Genomic DNA, 17,686 nt, shown 5'->3' with positions numbered 1-17,686 from the left:
AGAAGGCGGAACGCATGTCGCGCGAAGCGATGTACGACATCATCCGCGCGCCCCTGATCACGGAAAAGGCCACGGCCCTGTCCGAGAAGAATCAGGTCGGTTTCAAGGTTGCGATCGATGCGACGAAGCCGGAAATCAAGGTAGCGGTCGAGACGCTGTTTGGTGTGAAGGTTCTGGGTGTCAACACGCTCATCCAGAAGGGTAAGGCCAAGCGCTTCAAGGGACGTCCCGGCCAGCGTTCGGATGTGAAGAAGGCGTTTGTCCAGCTTGCTGAAGGTCAGTCCATTGACCTGACCGCGAAGCTGGTCTGACGTGGGGTGACAAGAAATGGCATTGAAGCACTTTAATCCAGTTACCCCCAGCCTGCGCGGAACGGTTCTGATCGACCGCAAGGAGCTGTGGAAAGGCAAGCCCGTCAAGGGCCTGACCGAGGGGAAGAACAAGAGCGGCGGCCGTAACAACCACGGTCGCACCACCTCGCGTTTCATCGGTGGCGGACATAAGCAGTCCTACCGCTATGTCGATTTCAAGCGTCGCAAGTTCGATGTGGTCGGCACGGTGGAACGTCTGGAGTATGATCCGAACCGTACGGCCTTCATCGCCCTCATCAAGTACGAAGATGGCGAACTGGCTTACATCATCGCACCGCAGCGCCTGAAGGTAGGCGATCAGGTTGTTGCTGGCACCCGCGCCGATATCAAGCCGGGCAATGCAATGCCCCTGTCGTCGGTTCCGGTGGGAACGATCATCCACAACATCGAGCTCAAGGCCGGTGGTGGTGGCAAGATCGCCCGTTCTGCTGGCACCTATGCACAGCTGGTCGGCAAGGATGTGGGCTATGCCCAGATCAAGCTGCAGTCCGGTGAACTGCGTGTCGTCCGTGCGGAGTGCATGGCCACCATCGGTGCCGTGTCCAACCCGGACAACATGAACCAGCATCTGGGCAAGGCCGGCCGTAACCGCTGGCTGGGCCGCCGTCCGCATAACCGTGGTGTCGTCATGAACCCGGTTGACCATCCGCATGGTGGTGGTGAAGGACGGACTTCGGGCGGTCGTCATCCGGTTACGCCATGGGGCAAGCCGACTAAGGGTTACAAGACCAGGGTCAACAAGCGTACGGACAGTCTGATTATCCGTCGCCGGAAGACCGGCAAGTAAGGGGCATTTAAGATGGCACGTTCCGTCTGGAAGGGCCCGTTCGTGGACGGGTATCTGCTGAACAAAGCCGATGCATCGCGCGCGTCGGGCCGTAACGAAGTGATCAAGATCTGGTCGCGTCGATCCACCATCCTGCCGCAGTTCGTCGGACTGACGTTCGGCGTCTATAACGGGCACAAATTCCTGCCCGTGCAGGTTTCCGAGAACATGGTGGGGCACAAGTTCGGTGAGTTTTCACCGACCCGTACCTTCACGGGTCATTCTTCGGACAAGAAAGCGAAGCGGGGCTGATCATGAGCAAGCCTAAGCATCCGCGCACGCTCGCGGAAACCGAGGCGCAGGCGCTGACGCGGAACATCCGCATCAGCCCGCGCAAGCTGAACCTTGTTGCGGGTCTGATCCGCAACAAGCCGGCCGCACAGGCGATCGCCACCCTCACATTCTCCAAGCGTCGTATCGCGCAGCAGGTCAAGAAGACCCTGGAAAGCGCGATTGCCAACGCCGAGAACAACCATCAGCTGGACGTTGACCAGCTGGTTGTCGCCCGTGCCGAGGTGGGCAAGTCGATCGTGATGCGTCGTTTCCACGCACGTGGTCGTGGCCGTTCGGCCCGCATCGAGAAGTTTTTCAGCCACCTGACCATCGTCGTGGCGGAAAAGAAGCCCGAAGCTGAAACCGAAAAGAAGGCAGCCTGATCCATGGGACATAAAGTTAATCCGATCGGGCTGCGGCTTGGTATTAACCGGACATGGGACAGCCGCTGGTATGCTGATGCCGATTATGCGCGTCTGCTGCACGATGACCTGAAGCTGCGGTCCTACCTGCGTCGCAAGCTGTCCGGCGCCGGTGTATCCCGCGTGGTGATTGAGCGCCCGGCCAAGAAGCCTCGTGTGACCATCTACGCGGCCCGTCCGGGTGTCGTGATCGGCAAAAAGGGCCAGGACATCGATGTGCTGCGCAAGGATCTGGCCCGTATGGCCAAGACCGATGTGGCGCTGAACATCGTTGAAATCCGCAAGCCGGAAATCGACGCGACCCTGGTGGCCGAGAACATTGCCCAGCAGCTCGAACGTCGTGTTGCCTTCCGTCGCGCCATGAAGCGTGCCGTGCAGTCCGCCATGCGCCTGGGTGCGCAGGGGATCCGGATCAACTGCTCCGGCCGTCTCGGCGGTGCGGAAATCGCACGTGTCGAGTGGTATCGTGAAGGCCGCGTGCCGCTGCATACGCTGCGTGCGGACATTGATTATGGTGTGGCGACCGCCAAGACGACCTATGGCACCTGTGGTGTGAAGGTCTGGATCTTCAAGGGTGAGATTCTTGCCCATGATCCGCTGGCGCAGGACCGTCGCGCCGCCGAACAGGCCCCGCAGCGTTAATCTGCGGGGTCCAATGGACCTAAATGCGCCAGGCGGCGCGTGAGGATTTAGAAAATGCTTTCTCCCAAGCGGACAAAGTACCGCAAGGCCCACAAGGGGCGTATTCATGGGTTGGCCAAGGGTGGCACAACCTTGAATTTTGGGGCTTTTGGCCTGAAGGCTCTGCAGCCTGAACGGATCACTGCCCGCCAGATCGAAGCTGCCCGTCGTGCCATTACCCGCGCCATGAAACGCGCCGGTCGTGTCTGGATTCGGATTTTCCCTGATCTTCCGGTCTCGACAAAGCCGGCAGAAGTGCGTATGGGGTCCGGCAAGGGGTCGCCTGAATATTGGGTGGCTCGTGTGAAGCCGGGTCGAATCCTGTTCGAGATCGAAGGCGTGCCGCCGGAAGTCGCGCGTGAAGCGCTGGCTCTTGGCGCGGCGAAGCTGCCGATCAAGACGAAGTTCGTGACCCGTATCGGAGAGGCGTGAGATGGCAAAGGCAACAAAGCCGGCCGATCTGCGTGCCAAGACTGTTGAAGAACTGGATACGCTTCTCGTCGATCTGAAGCGCGAGCAGTTCAATCTTCGGTTTCAGCATGCGACCGGTCAGACCGAGGGGCAGTCCCGCATGCGCGAAGTTCGTCGTGAAATCGCGCGTGTGAAGACTGTTGCAACCGAGGTTGTGAAGAAGAGTTCCGCTGGCCACGCGCCGGCAGTAAAGTCCTGAAGGGAGACGGGCGATGCCAAGGCGCGTCCTGACCGGGCGGGTAACCAGTGACAAGATGGACAAGACCGTAACGGTTCTTGTCGATCGTCGCATTATCCATCCGTTGTATAAGAAGTTCATTCGTCGCTCGAAAAAGTATGCGGCGCATGACGGCTTGAATGAATGCAAGGTAGGCGACACGGTGCGCATTGAAGAATGCAAGCCGATTTCCCGCCGCAAGACCTGGACTGTCGTTGTCCGGAATGGCCAGCCGCTGGCTGCTGCCGCCGGTGCCGCGTCTGGTGCGCAGGCGTAAAGAAGGGCATAGACCATGATCCATCCCGAGACCAACCTTGACGTGGCCGACAATTCCGGTGCCCGTCAGGTGCAGTGCATCAAGGTGCTGGGCGGTTCCAAGCGGAAGACTGCCTCGGTCGGCGACGTGATTGTCGTGTCCGTCAAGGAGGCCATCCCCCGCGGTAAGGTCAAGAAGGGCGACGTGCACCAGGCGGTGATCGTTCGCACCTCTTACCCCGTCCGTCGCGCTGATGGCAGCGCCATCCGCTTCGACCGTAATGCGGCCGTGCTGATCAACAAGCAGCAGGAGCCGATCGGTACCCGTATCTTTGGCCCGGTCGTGCGTGAACTGCGTGCGCGCAAGTTCATGAAGATCATCTCGCTGGCACCGGAGGTGCTGTAATGGCTGCTCGTATCAAGAAGGGTGATCAGGTTCTGGTCACCACCGGTGGTTCCAAGGGGACCCGTGGCGAGGTTGTTACAGTCCTGCCCACAGCCAACAAGGCTGTCGTGCGTGGCGTGGCGATTGCAAAGCGTCATACCCGTCCTTCCCGCATGGGTGAGCAGGGGGGCATTGTCCAGAAGGAAATGCCTGTTCATCTGTCCAACCTGAAGCTGATCGATCCCAAGAGCGGTGACCCGACGAAAGTCGGCTTCCGCGTTCTGGAAGATGGTCGCAAGGTTCGTGTCGCCAAGGCGACCGGCGAAGTTATCGAAGGCTGAGGAGGCGGGTATGTCTGAAGTGAAAGAAGCCCGTCCTGTGCCGCGCATGCAGAAGCGCTACCAGGATGAGATGCGCGCGAAGCTGCGTGAGCAGTTCGGGTACAAGAACGAGATGCAGGTTCCGCGTCTTGAGAAGATTGTCCTGAACATGGGCGTGGGTGAAGCTGCCGGCGATCAGAAGAAGCTGGATGCGGCCGTCAAGGAAATGACCCTGATCGCGGGTCAGAAGCCGGTCAAGACCGTGGCCAAGAAAGCCATTGCCGGTTTCAAGATCCGTGAAGGGCTGCCGATCGGGTGCAAGGTGACGCTGCGTCGTGCGCAGATGTTCGAGTTCCTGGATCGTTTCGTGACGATCGCCCTGCCGCGCGTGCGTGATTTCCGCGGGTTGCCGGCGAACAAGGGTTTCGACGGTCGTGGCAACTTTGCGATGGGCCTGAAGGAACAGATTGTCTTCCCGGAAATCGAATACGACAAAGTCGACGAAATCCGTGGCATGGACATCATCTTCGTGACCACCGCGAAGACGGATGCGGAAGCAAAGGCTCTGCTCAAGGCGTTTGATCTGCCCTTTGCTGCATAAAAATGTAGCGAAGGGCTTCCGTCTGAAGTCCAGAAGACCTAATACACACGTTGTTTGGAAAACCGTTGGGAATGGCCCGACAGGTTCCGGAGGGTAAAACAAGGCATGGCCAAAATTTCCGCCGTTAACCGGAATGTCAAGCGTGAGCGCATGGCAAACCGGGACCGGGCTAAGCGGACTGCACTGAAGAATATCATCATGGACCGGTCTCTGCCGGTTGAAGATCGCTTCGATGCATCGCTCAAGCTTGCTGAACTTCCTCGCAATGGTTCGCGCGTCCGCGTGCGGCTGCGCTGCAAGTTGACGGGGCGTCCTCGCGCCAATTACAGAAAGTTCGAACTCTGCCGTATCGCCCTGCGTGACCTGGCCTCTAATGGTCAGATCCCGGGCATGGTCAAATCGAGCTGGTAAGGGCAGGGAACGATGTCACTTTCTGATCCTTTGGGTGATCTGCTCACCCGGATCCGCAATGCGCAGCGTGCACGGCATGCTGCATGCGTGGCGCCGGCTTCAAAGCTGCGCGCCAGTGTTCTCGAGGCTCTGCGCCGCGAGGGGTATATTCGTGGTTTCTCCCGCGAGGAACTGCGTAAAGGTGTGGCCCAGCTGCGCATCGAGCTGAAGTATCTCGATGGTGAGCCGGTCATCAAAGAAATCCACCGTGTGTCCAAGCCGGGACGCCGCGTCTATTCCAAGATTAAGGAACTGCCGCGTGTGTATGCCGGGCTGGGCGTGTCGATCCTGTCGACGCCGCGCGGTGTTCTGTCCGACGCGGAGGCCCGCGCTGCCAATGTTGGCGGTGAAGTCCTCTGTCGTGTATTCTGAGGAGGGATAAATGTCGCGAGTGGGCAAATATCCCGTCGAACTGCCGTCGGGCGTTCAGGTTTCCATTGCTGACGGTGTGCTGACGGCAAAAGGCAAGCTGGGTGAACTCAAGCTGCCGCTGTCCAGCCACGTTTCGGTTGATGTTGCGGATGGCAAGGTTGCCGTGAAGCCGGTTGATACCCAGTCACAGGCCCGTATGATGTGGGGGACCACCCGTTCCCTGATCGCGGGTATGGTCAAGGGTGTGTCCGAAGGGTTTTCCAAGACACTGGAAATCTCCGGGACAGGTTATCGTGCCGCAGTGCAGGGGAAGAACCTGGTCATGAACCTCGGGTATTCGCATGACATCGTCTATGCGATTCCCGAAGGGATCAAGATCACGACCCCCCGTCCCACGGCGGTTACGGTCGAAGGCATTGACAAGCAGCGGGTTGGTCAGGTCGCACTTGACATCCGTAGCTTCCGCAAGCCCGAGCCTTACAAGGGCAAGGGTGTCCGTTATGAAACGGAAACCATCCGTCGCAAGGAAGGTAAGAAGAAATAATGAGCACGCAGAAGGATCTGCGGGAACGGCGGCGTCAGCGCCTGCGTTTCCAGCTTCGCCGCAAGAGCGGTGGCCGTCCGCGTCTGTCGGTGTTCCGTTCGGGCAAGAACATCTACGCGCAGGTGATCGACGACGCTGCTGGTCGTACCCTGGCCGCAGCATCGAGCCTGGACAAGGATCTACGTACGGCCCTCAAGGGTGGTACGGACGTCAAGGCGGCGGGTGCAGTTGGCAAGCTTCTGGCAGAGCGCGCAGTGGCTGCAGGTGTGTCGAAGGTCGTTTTCGACCGCGGCGCGTATCTCTATCATGGGCGTATCAAGGCCCTGGCGGAGGCTGCCCGTGAGGGCGGTCTCTCGTTCTGACGAAAGGGTCACGCATAATGGCACGTGAACCGAGAGAAGGCGGCCGGGGTGGTCGCGATCGCGATCGCGAAGGCGACGATCTGGTCGACAAGCTGGTCACGATCAACCGCGTTGCGAAGGTTGTAAAGGGCGGTCGCCGCTTTGCCTTCGCAGCTCTGGTTGTCGTTGGTGACCAGAAGGGCCGTGTAGGGTTCGGCGCGGGCAAGGCCCGTGAAGTTCCCGAAGCGATCCGCAAGGCAACTGACCGCGCGAAGCGGACGATGATCCGCGTCCCGATGAAGGAAGGCCGCACGCTGCATCACGATGTGGCCGGTCACTTCGGGGCGGGCAAGGTGGTTCTGCGTTCCGCTGATGCGGGCACGGGTATCATCGCCGGTGGTCCGATGCGCGCAGTGTTCGAAAGCCTGGGTATCAATGACGTGGTGGCGAAGTCCCTTGGGACCCGGAACCCGCATAACATGGTGAAGGCGACGTTCGCCGCGCTGGAGCGTTGTGCCAGCCCGCGTTCGGTTGCCAACCGCCGTGGCAAGAAGGTTTCGGACATTCTGGGGCGTCGTGAGGCTGCAGTAACGACGGAGGCCACGGCCGATGTCTGATACCAAGGCGAAAGTGCGCGTCACCCAGGTGCATTCCGGGAACGGACAGAAGCCGGGCCAGCAGGCGACACTGATTGGTCTGGGCCTGAACAAGATTGGTCGTACGCGTGAACTGGAGGACACCCTTTCGGTTCGCGGTATGATCCGCAAGGTGTCCCACCTGATCAAGGTGGAGGATTGAGATGAACCTGAACGAACTTCGTGACAACGAAGGCGCGCGTTACACCAAGAAGCGTCTTGGTCGCGGCATCGGCTCTGGCAAGGGCAAGACGTCGGGCAAGGGTGTTAAGGGTCAGAAAGCGCGTTCCGGTGTGTCCCTGAACGGTTTTGAAGGCGGTCAGCTGCCAATCTACCGTCGTCTGCCCAAGCGTGGATTCAAGAACATCTTCCGTAAGGAATATGCGATCGTGAATCTGGGCGTGCTGGACAAGGCAATAGCGGCAGGCAAGGTCGATGCCAAGGCTGTCGTGACGGAAGAGACCCTGGCCCAGGCCGGTCTGGTTGGTTCTGGCCGTTTCGCCGGTATCCGTCTGCTGGCGGATGGTGAACTGAACCACGCTGTGACCATTGAAGTATCGGGAGCTTCGGCTGGTGCTGTGGCCGCTGTCGAAAAGGCAGGCGGCAAGGTGCAGGTCAAGGCGCAGAAGCAGCAGGCTCCTGCCGCGGAATGACCGGTCCCGGGCACAGGCACGTTCTGTACCCGGAGCATAATAAAAGCGATGCTGCTTGCACTCGGCGGGCGCATCGCTTTATTACTTTTTGCGGTTTTTTTTATCATGGCAGCGTCCCGCCTCCAGCGGTGGCGCTGTTCTTGTGAAAGGATGGGCGCATGGCCTCCGCGGCCGAACAGTTGGCTGCCAATCTGAATTTCAGTTCCTTTGCCAATGCAACAGAACTGAAAAAGCGCATCTGGTTCACGCTGGGCGCGCTGATCGTGTATCGGATTGGCACCTATATCCCCGTTCCTGGTGTCGATGCGACGGTGATGGGGCAGCTTCTGGCCCGGCATCAGGGCGGCATTCTGGGTATGTTCGATATGTTTACCGGTGGTGCGCTGGGGCGCATGACCGTGTTTGCACTGAACATCATGCCCTATATCAGTGCCTCGATCATCGTACAGCTCATGTCGGCGGCGATCCCCTCGCTTGAAGCACTCAAGAAAGAAGGGGAGGGCGGACGGCGGAAGCTGAACGAATACACCCGCTACCTGACGGTCGTGATTGCGCTGTTCCAGGCTTACGGCATCGCCATCGGGCTTGAGAACATGCATACGGAAGCCGGGTCTGCCGTTGTCTCTCCCGGACTCTTTTTCATAGTGTCCTGTGTGCTGACCCTTGTCGGGGGCACCATGTTCCTGATGTGGCTGGGTGAGCAGATTACCTCGCGTGGGGTCGGTAACGGTATTTCCCTGATTATCTTCGCCGGTATCGTGGCAAATCTGCCCAATGCCTTGGCCAGTCTGTTCCAGCTTGGTTATACGGGTGCGCTGTCACCGTTCTTCGTGCTGGTATTCCTGGTGCTGGCTGCTGTTACCATCGCGTTCATCGTGTTCATGGAACTGGCGCAGCGCCGGGTGGTCATTCAGTACCCCAAGCGTCAGGTCGGTCAGCGCATGTTCGGTGGCGATTCGACGCACATGCCGCTGAAGGTGAACACGGCGGGTTCGATTCCGCCGATCTTCGCGTCATCCGTGCTGCTGATCCCGGTCACGATTGCGGGGTTTGTAAATAACAGTTCCATGCCAGGCTGGCTGTCCTTCCTGGGACAGGAACTGGGACAGGGGCAGCCGCTCTACATGCTGTTCTACGCGGCGATGATCGTGTTTTTCTCCTATTTCTATGCGGCGGTTACCTTCAATCCGCAGGAAACGGCGGAAAACCTGCGCAAGCAGGGAGGATTTGTGCCCGGGATCCGGCCAGGGGCGAATACGGCAGCCTTCTTTGACCGGATACTGACGCGGATCACGACCATCGGTGCGCTATATCTTGTTGCAGTCTGCCTGTTGCCGCAGATCCTGATCAGCCATTACAACGTGCCTTTCTATTTTGGCGGCACGAGTCTGATCATTATCGTGACGGTGACGATTGATACGGTGACACAGGTGCAGTCGCATCTGGTTGCGCACCAGTATCAGGGACTTATGCGCCGGGGACGGGGCAGAAAGGGCAGAATGCGGTGAATATTATTTTTCTTGGCCCGCCGGGTGCCGGTAAGGGCACCCAGTCAAAGCGGCTGGAAGAACGGTATGGAATCGCCCAGATTTCAACGGGTGACATGCTGCGTGCGGAAGTCGCGGCCGGAAGCCCGCTGGGGCAGAAGGTCAAGACCATCATGGCGGAAGGTCAGCTTGTGCCTGATGATCTGATCATCGCCATGATCGAAAGCCGCATACAGCAGCCTGATTGTGCGAAGGGGTTCATTCTTGATGGCTTCCCGCGCACCCGGGCGCAGGCTGAGGCGCTGGATCAGATGCTGACACGCAGTGGTCGGCATATTGATGCCGTACTGCTGCTGGATGTGGATGAGGATGCCCTGGCTGACCGCATTGCGGGTCGTTACACCTGCGCCAAGTGTGGTACTGGCTATAATGACCTGTTCAAGAAGCCGAAGGTAGCAGGCACATGTGATGTCTGTGGCGGGCATGAGTTCATTCGCCGGGAAGATGACCGGCGGGACACTGTGGCCGCGCGCCTGAAGGCCTACCGGGAACAGACGGCGCCGATCCTGCCTTATTACGAGGAAGAGAAGCGTCTGTACCGTGTTGACGGGATGGCGGATATTGATGCAGTGACCAAGGAAGTCTTCGCTGTTATCGATCGTATCACGAAGAAGTGATGCAAAATAATTGACTCGCATGGGGGCAGCAGTATATTGCGCGCCCTCAAGGTATGAGCGTCGTATGAGTCGCCCGCTGATGGTGCGGCTCGTAGGGCCGGAATGAATGATGATGGGGTTGGCCGGTTCGAAACCGGTATGTTCACGGCGCTCCTGCCAATAGGGCAGGTGGTGTGAAGCAGCCCTGCCTGATAGTTAGTGCCCTGTATCAGGGCGGACGAGGAGTAAGTGGCGTGGCACGTATTGCCGGCGTGAACATCCCAACCAACAAACGGGTCACCATTGGCCTGCGTTATATCTATGGTATCGGGGCCACCAAGGCCCAGGCGATCTGCGACCAGCTGGAAATTCCGGCTGAGCGGCGCGTGAACGAGCTGTCCGATGACGAGATCGGTAAGATCCGTGAGCTGATCGACAGCAAGTATCGCGTGGAAGGTGATCTCCGCCGCGAAGTGGCGATGAACATCAAACGTCTGATGGATCTTGGCTGCTACCGTGGTCTGCGTCACCGGCGTGGGCTGCCTGTCCATGGTCAGCGGACTCATACCAACGCCCGTACCCGCAAGGGTAAGGCCGTGGCTATTGCGGGCAAGAAGAAGGCAACCCGCTAATCAGCGGATTGTCCGGTATGTAAGCATGGGGGGCAGCCCGCCCCATGCGCCGTTTGAACTGACAGGATCGAGAAAACTATGGCGAAAGCTGCGGCTCCGCGTATTCGCAAGAAAGAGCGGAAAAACATCATTTCCGGTGTGGCGCATGTGCTGTCCACCTTCAACAACACCATGATCACCATCTCGGACGCGCAGGGCAATGCGATTGCCTGGTCTTCCGCTGGTGCCCAGGGCTTCAAGGGATCGCGCAAGTCCACGCCGTACGCGGCGCAGGTTGCTGCCGAGGATGCGGGTCGCAAGGCACGTGAACACGGCATGGAAACGCTGGAAATCGAGGTTTCCGGTCCCGGGTCGGGGCGTGAGAGCGCACTGCGTGCCCTGCAGGCTGTCGGTTTCTCGATCACGGCCATCCGTGACATGACGCCGGTTCCGCACAACGGCTGCCGCCCGCGCAAGCGCCGTCGCGTCTGAACCGCAATCTGCTTAGTCGTATTCCCCCGCATGCGGGGGAAGATTGTCATTCCGGTATCCTGCCGCAGGGTACCATCTGCCATCGTAACGGGTGGCAGATCAGTCTTGAAAGGCCATTACCTTGGTCCTCCAGAAAAACTGGCAATCCCTGATCAAGCCGGAAAAGCTGGAAGTCGAACCGGGGGCGGAACCTTCACGCATTGCTACCGTCGTTGCCGAACCGCTGGAACGCGGCTTCGGCATGACACTTGGTAACGCGATCCGTCGGGTTCTGCTGTCGTCCCTGCAGGGGGCTGCGGTTACGGCAATCCAGATTGACGGCGTGCTGCATGAATTCTCGTCTGTGGCGGGGGTTCGTGAAGACGTGACCGACATCGTCCTCAACATCAAGCAGCTCGCATTGCGGATGCATGGTGAGGGGCCGAAGCGCATGGTGCTGACGGCCACGGGGCCGGGCGAAGTGCGTGCCGGACAGATCCAGACGGGTCATGATATCGAAGTCATGAATCCTGATCTTGTGATCTGCACCCTTGATGAAGGGGTGAAATTCGGGATGGAATTCACCGTGAACATGGGCAAGGGGTATGTCCCCGCGGCGGCCAACCGCCCGGAAGACGCACCGATCGGCCTGATCCCGGTTGATGCCATCTACTCTCCGGTCCGTCGCGTGTCGTACAAGGTGGAGCAGACCCGTGTGGGTCAGGTCACCGACTATGACCGCCTGCTGCTGACGGTTGAGACGAATGGCGCGGTCACGCCGGAAGATGCCGTGGCGCTTGCCGCGCGTATCCTTCAGGACCAGCTCCAGCTGTTCATCAACTTTGACGAACCGCGCACCGTGCGTACGGAAGAGCCGCAGGATGATCTGCCGTTCAACCGTAACCTGCTGCGCAAGGTTGACGAACTGGAACTGTCCGTCCGTAGCGCGAACTGCCTGAAGAACGACAACATCGTCTACATCGGTGATCTGGTTCAGAAGACCGAGCAGGAGATGCTGCGTACGCCGAACTTTGGTCGCAAGTCGCTCAACGAGATCAAGGAAGTCCTGACCGCCATGGGGCTTTCACTGGGTATGAATGTCCCGGCATGGCCGCCGGAAAATATCGAAGATCTGGCCAAGAGGCTCGACGAGCCGTTCTGATCCTCGGAACCGGATAAAACAGGAAATTACATCATGCGTCACGGTGTTGCCGGCCGTAAGCTCGGCGTTACCTCGTCCCATCGACTGGCCATGTTTCGCAACATGGCTGTCGCCCTGATCAAGCACGAACAGATCACCACCACGCTGCCCAAGGCGAAGGAACTGCGCCCGGTTGTGGAAAAGCTGATCACCCTTGGCAAGCGCGGCAATCTGCATGCCCGCCGCCAGGCTTTCGCCCAGCTGCGTGACGACAAGATCGTGTCCAAGCTGTTTGACACGGTGGCTGACCGTTACAAGGCGCGTCAGGGTGGCTACACCCGCGTGCTGCGTGCGGGCATGCGCCACGGTGATGCGGCCGACATGGCTGTGATCGAACTGGTTGATCGCGATGTGTCGGCCAAGGGCAAGGACAGCGGTCCGCGCCCGGAAGCCACTCAGGAAGACCATCTGGCAGCCTGAGGAACTTCGGTTCCAGTGTGAAAAAGCCCGGCCTCTGGCCGGGTTTTTTTATGTCGATATGCAATCCAACATTTTGCTGTCGTGATATAGATATTCAATCACGATTATGTATATTTCGATACGAAATCGATACGCAGGGTCATTCCTGCGCAGCAGACAGGGCTTCAGCCATGACAGGATCAGTTTTAGGGCGTGCCATGCGCCGTGGGCTTTATGCCATGACCGCCATGATCGGCCTGTGTGGAAGTGTTCAGGCTGCGACCGTGCGCGTGGGGTATATTCCTGTCATCGGTTCGGCGCCGCTGTTTGTCATGCAGGGCAAGAATTGGGCGCGTGATGCGGGTATTGATATGCAGCTGGTCCGCTTCCAGTCCGGGCCGCAGGCCATTCAGGCGCTGGTGTCGGGCAAGATTGACGCCTATGTGGCGGGTGTCCTGCCCCTGCTGCAGGCCCGTGCGCATGGCGCGGATGTAAAGGTTGTTGCCAGCGCTGCGACGGAGGAACTGGAAGTGGTCTCCCGCGGTGCGCTGGCAGAGGGACTGCCGGAACAGCCTGCGGGCCTGAGTGCGGATGAGGTCCGTCAGCGTTTCGCCGATTTTACCACGAAGGCGGGGCATAAACCCAAGATCGCGGCCCAGCCGCTGGGGTCGGTGCCCGATACGCTGCTGCGCTACTGGTTCAAGGTCCGTAACGGGCTGGACCCGGCGCAGGCGGCTGATATTGTCGGGATTGATATTGACGCAGCCCAGCAGGCGTTTCTGGCGGGGGCGGTGGATGGCGCCATCCTGCGCGAACCGGCGCTGACCATTATCCGCCACCGTATGCCCGGCATGCGGGTGCTGGCATCGGGGCATGACCTTATGCCGGGGCAGCCGGGCTCCGTTCTGGCAATCGTTAACGAGAACGCGCCGGACCGTGCAGCATGGAAGACCGCGTTCCTGACCGGTTTCGTGAAGGCCACGCACCTGCTGGCAACCGACCCGGAACAGGCGGAACCCTATGTCCAGCAGGCGCTGGGTGGGGGTATGCTGCCCAGGGACATCATTATCGAGGCGCTGAAGGTATCGGCGCATGATTATGTATCCGATCCCGCCAGCATTGTGGACGCGGTAAGCCGGTTACAGGATTTCGAAGTGCAGAGCGGCCTGCTGCGCAAGGCGGAACCCGTGGCATCGCTGTTCGACCTTGAAAGCTACCGGCAGATCGCACAATGACGCCCATCCGTTCCATCTGGATACGACCGCTTCTGGGCGCGCTGGGCCTGATTGTGCTGTTCGGGACGTGGGAGACATCCATCCGGCTGGGCTGGGTGCCATCCGGCCTGCTGCCTGCACCAAGCAGCCTTGGGCCGGCCTGGCTGGAGGAAGTGCGCAGCGGGGCATGGATACAGGCCATTCGCGACAGCCTGACCCATTACATGATGGGACTGGTCATCGGTTCGGTCCTGGGCATGCTGACCGGTCTGTTGTGCGGTGCGGTGCCGTTGCTGGACGGGCTGCTATCCGGTGTCGTGCGGGTATTGCGGCCCATACCCGGCCTTGCATGGGTGCCGTTCGCCATCCTGTGGTTCGGGCTTGATACCGCAGGGGCCACGTTCGTGATCGCCATTTCGGTGTTCTGGATCAATTTCTATGCGGCCTACGGTGCCGTGCAGGCAATTGACCCGGACCTGTATGAAGTCGCGGCGTCGTTTGGGCATGGCGGGTTTCGGGCACGGTTGCGCACGGTGATCATTCCGGCTTCAGCCCCCGGCGTGCTGGCAGGGCTGCGTACGGGGCTGGGTCAGGCATGGATGTCGGTTGTCGCGGCGGAACTGTTCGGCGTGCCTGGCATTGGCGCGCGGATGATGCAGGCGTCCAGCCTGCTGGCGACCGACCTTGTGGTGGTTTACATGCTGACCATGGCGCTGCTGTATGCGCTGACAGACACGGCGTTCATGCTGGTGCGCAAAAGGCTGCTGGGCTGGCAGGGATGAACACGGTGGTAACGGATAAGGCGGAAATGGTGGCCAGCACGGGCGATGTGGTGGTCAGGCTGGAAAATATCGGCCTGTCGCATGACCATGGGCGCACCTTCATCCTGCGGCATGTGGATCTTGAAATCAGGCGTGGTGAGTTCGTGGCCGTGCTGGGACCGTCCGGTGTGGGCAAATCCACGCTGCTGCGGGTCATCATGGGACTGATCCGCCCCAGTGAAGGCACGGTCAGCCTGCACCCGTCCCCTACGGCGGCGCACCGCCCGGCGGCCATGGTATTCCAGGACGCCAAGCTCATGCCGTGGCGCAGCGTGCGGCGCAATGTGGAACTGGGGCTGGAAGGATTGGGGCTGACGCGCCTGCAGCGGCATGAACGGGCCATGGCGGCGCTGGATCTTGTGGGCCTTGCGGATATGGCGGACCGGTGGCCGCGCCAGCTTTCGGGTGGGCAGCGCCAGCGCGTGGGGGTTGCGCGTGCGCTGACGGTTGAGCCGGACCTGCTGCTGATGGACGAACCATTCGGTGCGCTGGACGCCATCACGCGCGGTGCCCTGCAGGATGAACTGCTGCGTATCCATGCGCGGCGGCAGGGGACGGTGCTGTTCGTGACCCACGATCTGGACGAAGCCCTGGTCCTGGCAGACCGGATCATCATTCTAGAAGGTCACCCCGCGGGGCTGCGGGGGGATTTTGCGGTGGGCGCACGGCCACGCGACAATACCGCGCCTGGCATGCGGGCGATGGCGGAGCGCATGCGCCGGCTGATTGCGGGGGAGGAAGATCCCGGTGCGGACGCGGCCTATTGGCAGGCATCGGAGATATGATAAGTCTGCTGTAACGGGTCTGTTGCCTGCGGGCATGAAGGCATGGGCAGCGGGAGATGGGGTTCCTGTCTCCCTGATGGCAAGCAAGGGAATATCGAACATGGCAAATCCCCCCAATTTTGAAGCGCATCTGGAAGACGGCATCGGCCGGCTTCAGGATGGTCTGGACGGCTTTGTCGGGGATACGGGTACCCCGCTATCGGGACGGTTGCAGGGCGTGAGTGGCGCTGCCCAGCAGGGCATGGGGGAAATCCTTGATACCCTGCGCGACGTGACAGCTGACCGTCCGCTGTTCGCGCTGCTGGGCGCATCGGTGCTGGGCCTTGTGGCCAGCCTGTTCCTGCGCCGCCGGGCATAACGCAACATATATGGTGCTGTCGCGTTAGGGCAACATGACTGATTTGCAGGGAAAAATGCCATGCTGAAACTGGCGCTGTTCTTTTTGATCGTTTCACTGGTCGCCGGGCTGTTTGGCTTCAGTGGCATTTCCGCCGTTTCGGCAGGAATGGCGAAAATACTGTTCTTTATCGCCATTCTGGCTTTTGTGGTCGTGATCCTGATCGTGCTGTTCTCGGCCAGGTCGCTTTTCAACTAGCGACCACTCCAATGAAAAAACCCCCTGTCGCCATTGGCGCAGGGGGTTTTTTCTTGCCTATTTGTTAGTGTCCTTCTGGATGAAGGAGGGCAGGAGGGGATTGTCCTTCTGCAAAGAACCCTTGGAGGGCAGGCGAGAAGCATCCCACCCGCCGCCAAGGGCCTGCACCAGGCTCACGCTGTCCACCATGCGCTGCTGCTGGATGCCCAGCAGGGTTTCGGCATCGCTCAGCGCCGAATTCTCGTTGGTAATGACGGTGGTATAGATTTCGGTTCCGGCCCGGTACTGATTGAGCGAGACTTCTACCGTGCGGTTGGCGAAATCCAGCGCCTTCTGCTGCTGCTGCGCCTGCTGCGCCAGGATGCGCAGGTTGGACAGCTGGTCTTCCGTGCTCTGCAATGCGGTCAGGACGGTCTGGCGGTAGGTTGCCACGGCGTTGTCATACTGGGCGTTGGCTTCATGCACGGCGGCGGTGCGGGACCCGCCCTCAAACAGGATCTCGGTCGCGGAAGCCCCCAGCGACCAGACGCGGTTCATGGCCTGCATGAGCGATGTTACCGGGTCGCCACCACTCTGGGAGTAGCTGGCGTTGATGGTGATATCCGGATAGAACGCGGCCATGTCCGCGCCGATCATGGCGTTGTATTCTTCCATCGTGCGTTCGGCTGCCGCAATGTCGGGGCGGCGCTGCAGCAGGTCGGCAGGCACCGTGACCGGAATGGGTGGTACCGTGCGCGACAGTTCCGCCGGGGGCAGGGTGACATCAGCGGGCGGCTTGCCAATCAGCACGGCAATCGCATGTTCATACTGCGCACGGTTGATCCCGGCCTGGATCAGGGAAGCACGGTTCTGTTCCAGTGTCGTGCGGGCCTGCAGCACGGCGGTGGGATCGGCCGTCCCGGCCTCGAACTGGTTCTGGGTGATCCGCAGCGCCTGTTCGTTGAAATTGACATAACGCTGCAGCAGGTCCGTCAGGCTGTCCTGATAGCGCATGTTGAAATAGGCCGTTGCCAACTGTGCCTGATATGACAGCGTGGCATTGGCCAGATCGGCGGCGCTGGCCTGCGCCGCGGTGACCTGTTCCTGCACCTGCCGGCGGATCTTGCCCCATATGTCCAGATCCCAGCTGGCGCTGGGTCCGATGTTATAGGTGTTGTAGGTCGAACCCGCATTCGCATAGTTGCTGCCCGATGAGGACAGCGAACCCGCGCCATGGCCATCACGGTTGAAGCCAAGACTGCCGCTTATGGTCGGAAAAAGCTGTGCGCGCACACTGTCGATCATGGCGCGGGCGTTACGGTAGTTGGCTTCGTACTGCTTGACGTTCTGGTTGGAAATCGCGACCTGTGATTCCAGCCCGTTCAGGATGGGATCGTTATAGATCGTCCACCAGTCATGCTTGGGCAGTTCGGCCAGCTTCGGGTTGGCCATTTCCCATCCCGGTTCTGGACGCAGTTCCTTGAAACGCGGGGACACGATCGCGGCGGGACGATGGTATTTCGGTCCCACCATGCACCCTGCCAGCGTCATGAGGGGCAGTACCGCCAGCGCAAGGCGCGCGGCGGACCGGCGGGGGAAGCGGGGCGGACGGATGGCGGCACGGCCGGGGGATGGCGAAAAAGATGTCAT

Annotated in this window: 30 protein-coding genes; 29 read left to right on the top strand and 1 reads right to left on the bottom strand. The window is 60.1% G+C overall.

Annotated elements, in window-relative coordinates:
- The first annotated feature begins 14 nt into the window (after positions 1 to 14).
- The 29 genes from MSKU9_RS07495 (at position 15) to MSKU9_RS07355 (ending at position 16,057) form a co-directional block, all read left to right on the top strand.
- Entirely contained in the window at positions 15 to 311 is a 297-nt protein-coding gene (locus tag MSKU9_RS07495) for a 50S ribosomal protein L23 (protein WP_010506732.1), read from the top strand.
- Positions 312 to 327: 16 nt separating this feature from the next.
- Positions 328 to 1,158 (top strand): 50S ribosomal protein L2, encoded by an 831-nt coding sequence (gene rplB / locus MSKU9_RS07490; RefSeq protein ID WP_010506731.1) that lies wholly within the window; start codon positions 328 to 330, stop codon positions 1,156 to 1,158.
- A gap of 12 nt (positions 1,159 to 1,170) precedes the next feature.
- Positions 1,171 to 1,449, top strand: coding sequence for a 30S ribosomal protein S19 (gene rpsS / locus MSKU9_RS07485; RefSeq protein WP_007399623.1), 279 nt, complete (start codon positions 1,171 to 1,173; stop codon positions 1,447 to 1,449).
- A 2-nt stretch (positions 1,450 to 1,451) separates the two neighbouring features.
- Positions 1,452 to 1,853: a 50S ribosomal protein L22 gene (gene rplV / locus MSKU9_RS07480; protein WP_007399624.1), complete on the top strand. Its 402-nt coding sequence runs from the start codon at positions 1,452 to 1,454 to the stop codon at positions 1,851 to 1,853.
- Between the two features lie 3 nt (positions 1,854 to 1,856).
- The gene (rpsC, locus tag MSKU9_RS07475) at positions 1,857 to 2,534 is read left to right on the top strand and encodes a 30S ribosomal protein S3 (protein ID WP_010506729.1); all 678 of its coding nucleotides are present in this window, start codon (positions 1,857 to 1,859) and stop codon (positions 2,532 to 2,534) included.
- Positions 2,535 to 2,588: 54 nt separating this feature from the next.
- Positions 2,589 to 3,005, top strand: coding sequence for a 50S ribosomal protein L16 (gene rplP / locus MSKU9_RS07470; RefSeq protein WP_007399626.1), 417 nt, complete (start codon positions 2,589 to 2,591; stop codon positions 3,003 to 3,005).
- Between the two features lies 1 nt (position 3,006).
- The gene (gene rpmC, locus MSKU9_RS07465; RefSeq protein ID WP_010506728.1) at positions 3,007 to 3,243 is read left to right on the top strand and encodes a 50S ribosomal protein L29; all 237 of its coding nucleotides are present in this window, start codon (positions 3,007 to 3,009) and stop codon (positions 3,241 to 3,243) included.
- Between the two features lie 13 nt (positions 3,244 to 3,256).
- The gene (gene rpsQ, locus MSKU9_RS07460) at positions 3,257 to 3,538 is read left to right on the top strand and encodes a 30S ribosomal protein S17 (RefSeq protein WP_061271381.1); all 282 of its coding nucleotides are present in this window, start codon (positions 3,257 to 3,259) and stop codon (positions 3,536 to 3,538) included.
- 15 nt (positions 3,539 to 3,553) lie between these two features.
- A complete protein-coding gene (gene rplN, locus MSKU9_RS07455) occupies positions 3,554 to 3,922 on the top strand; it encodes a 50S ribosomal protein L14 (protein WP_007399629.1) in 369 nt (122 codons plus the stop codon).
- Entirely contained in the window at positions 3,922 to 4,242 is a 321-nt protein-coding gene (rplX, locus tag MSKU9_RS07450) for a 50S ribosomal protein L24 (RefSeq protein WP_141260661.1), read from the top strand. Before rplN ends, rplX begins: the two co-directional genes overlap by 1 nt.
- Positions 4,243 to 4,252: 10 nt before the next feature.
- Complete coding sequence (gene rplE, locus MSKU9_RS07445) at positions 4,253 to 4,822, top strand: 50S ribosomal protein L5 (RefSeq protein WP_039732878.1); 570 nt, start codon at positions 4,253 to 4,255, stop codon at positions 4,820 to 4,822.
- A 105-nt stretch (positions 4,823 to 4,927) separates the two neighbouring features.
- Positions 4,928 to 5,233, top strand: coding sequence for a 30S ribosomal protein S14 (rpsN, locus tag MSKU9_RS07440; protein WP_010506721.1), 306 nt, complete (start codon positions 4,928 to 4,930; stop codon positions 5,231 to 5,233).
- A 12-nt stretch (positions 5,234 to 5,245) separates the two neighbouring features.
- A complete protein-coding gene (gene rpsH / locus MSKU9_RS07435) occupies positions 5,246 to 5,644 on the top strand; it encodes a 30S ribosomal protein S8 (protein WP_010506719.1) in 399 nt (132 codons plus the stop codon).
- Between the two features lie 10 nt (positions 5,645 to 5,654).
- Entirely contained in the window at positions 5,655 to 6,188 is a 534-nt protein-coding gene (rplF, locus tag MSKU9_RS07430) for a 50S ribosomal protein L6 (protein ID WP_141260660.1), read from the top strand.
- Entirely contained in the window at positions 6,188 to 6,550 is a 363-nt protein-coding gene (rplR, locus tag MSKU9_RS07425; RefSeq protein WP_010506716.1) for a 50S ribosomal protein L18, read from the top strand. Before rplF ends, rplR begins: the two co-directional genes overlap by 1 nt.
- A 17-nt stretch (positions 6,551 to 6,567) precedes the next feature.
- Positions 6,568 to 7,146, top strand: a complete 579-nt coding sequence (rpsE, locus tag MSKU9_RS07420; RefSeq protein ID WP_010513074.1) for a 30S ribosomal protein S5 — start codon at positions 6,568 to 6,570, stop codon at positions 7,144 to 7,146.
- Positions 7,139 to 7,327: a 50S ribosomal protein L30 gene (gene rpmD, locus MSKU9_RS07415; protein WP_141260659.1), complete on the top strand. Its 189-nt coding sequence runs from the start codon at positions 7,139 to 7,141 to the stop codon at positions 7,325 to 7,327. The genes rpsE and rpmD overlap by 8 nt, the downstream gene beginning before the upstream one ends.
- A 1-nt stretch (position 7,328) precedes the next feature.
- Entirely contained in the window at positions 7,329 to 7,817 is a 489-nt protein-coding gene (gene rplO / locus MSKU9_RS07410) for a 50S ribosomal protein L15 (RefSeq protein ID WP_141260658.1), read from the top strand.
- A gap of 158 nt (positions 7,818 to 7,975) precedes the next feature.
- Complete coding sequence (gene secY / locus MSKU9_RS07405) at positions 7,976 to 9,325, top strand: preprotein translocase subunit SecY (protein WP_019090425.1); 1,350 nt, start codon at positions 7,976 to 7,978, stop codon at positions 9,323 to 9,325.
- Complete coding sequence (locus MSKU9_RS07400) at positions 9,322 to 9,981, top strand: adenylate kinase (RefSeq protein WP_141260657.1); 660 nt, start codon at positions 9,322 to 9,324, stop codon at positions 9,979 to 9,981. Before secY ends, MSKU9_RS07400 begins: the two co-directional genes overlap by 4 nt.
- Before the next feature lie 233 nt (positions 9,982 to 10,214).
- Positions 10,215 to 10,592 carry a 30S ribosomal protein S13 gene (rpsM, locus tag MSKU9_RS07395; protein ID WP_010506706.1) on the top strand — a complete coding sequence of 126 codons (378 nt, stop codon included), beginning with the start codon at positions 10,215 to 10,217 and terminating at the stop codon, positions 10,590 to 10,592.
- Between the two features lie 78 nt (positions 10,593 to 10,670).
- On the top strand, positions 10,671 to 11,063 hold the full coding sequence (rpsK, locus tag MSKU9_RS07390; protein WP_003621069.1) for a 30S ribosomal protein S11: 393 nt from the start codon (positions 10,671 to 10,673) through the stop codon (positions 11,061 to 11,063).
- A gap of 121 nt (positions 11,064 to 11,184) precedes the next feature.
- A complete protein-coding gene (locus MSKU9_RS07385; RefSeq protein WP_007399646.1) occupies positions 11,185 to 12,204 on the top strand; it encodes a DNA-directed RNA polymerase subunit alpha in 1,020 nt (339 codons plus the stop codon).
- A 33-nt stretch (positions 12,205 to 12,237) separates the two neighbouring features.
- On the top strand, positions 12,238 to 12,663 hold the full coding sequence (rplQ, locus tag MSKU9_RS07380) for a 50S ribosomal protein L17 (protein WP_010506694.1): 426 nt from the start codon (positions 12,238 to 12,240) through the stop codon (positions 12,661 to 12,663).
- Between the two features lie 170 nt (positions 12,664 to 12,833).
- Entirely contained in the window at positions 12,834 to 13,877 is a 1,044-nt protein-coding gene (locus tag MSKU9_RS07375) for an ABC transporter substrate-binding protein (RefSeq protein WP_141260656.1), read from the top strand.
- Positions 13,874 to 14,638 carry an ABC transporter permease gene (locus MSKU9_RS07370; RefSeq protein ID WP_141260655.1) on the top strand — a complete coding sequence of 255 codons (765 nt, stop codon included), beginning with the start codon at positions 13,874 to 13,876 and terminating at the stop codon, positions 14,636 to 14,638. The genes MSKU9_RS07375 and MSKU9_RS07370 overlap by 4 nt, the downstream gene beginning before the upstream one ends.
- A complete protein-coding gene (locus MSKU9_RS07365) occupies positions 14,635 to 15,462 on the top strand; it encodes an ABC transporter ATP-binding protein (RefSeq protein ID WP_141260654.1) in 828 nt (275 codons plus the stop codon). The genes MSKU9_RS07370 and MSKU9_RS07365 overlap by 4 nt, the downstream gene beginning before the upstream one ends.
- Before the next feature lie 100 nt (positions 15,463 to 15,562).
- The gene (locus MSKU9_RS07360; protein WP_193557654.1) at positions 15,563 to 15,820 is read left to right on the top strand and encodes a hypothetical protein; all 258 of its coding nucleotides are present in this window, start codon (positions 15,563 to 15,565) and stop codon (positions 15,818 to 15,820) included.
- 60 nt (positions 15,821 to 15,880) lie between these two features.
- Positions 15,881 to 16,057, top strand: coding sequence for a DUF1328 domain-containing protein (locus MSKU9_RS07355; protein ID WP_141260652.1), 177 nt, complete (start codon positions 15,881 to 15,883; stop codon positions 16,055 to 16,057).
- Positions 16,058 to 16,114: 57 nt separating this feature from the next.
- Here MSKU9_RS07355 and MSKU9_RS07350 read toward each other — a convergent pair whose 3' ends face one another.
- Positions 16,115 to 17,686, bottom strand: a complete 1,572-nt coding sequence (locus tag MSKU9_RS07350) for an efflux transporter outer membrane subunit (protein ID WP_193557653.1) — start codon at positions 17,684 to 17,686, stop codon at positions 16,115 to 16,117.

Origin of the sequence: Komagataeibacter diospyri (genome assembly GCF_006538165.1) — a bacterium.
Taxonomy (GTDB): domain Bacteria; phylum Pseudomonadota; class Alphaproteobacteria; order Acetobacterales; family Acetobacteraceae; genus Komagataeibacter; species Komagataeibacter diospyri.
This window is presented reverse-complemented; position numbering and strand designations above follow the sequence as displayed.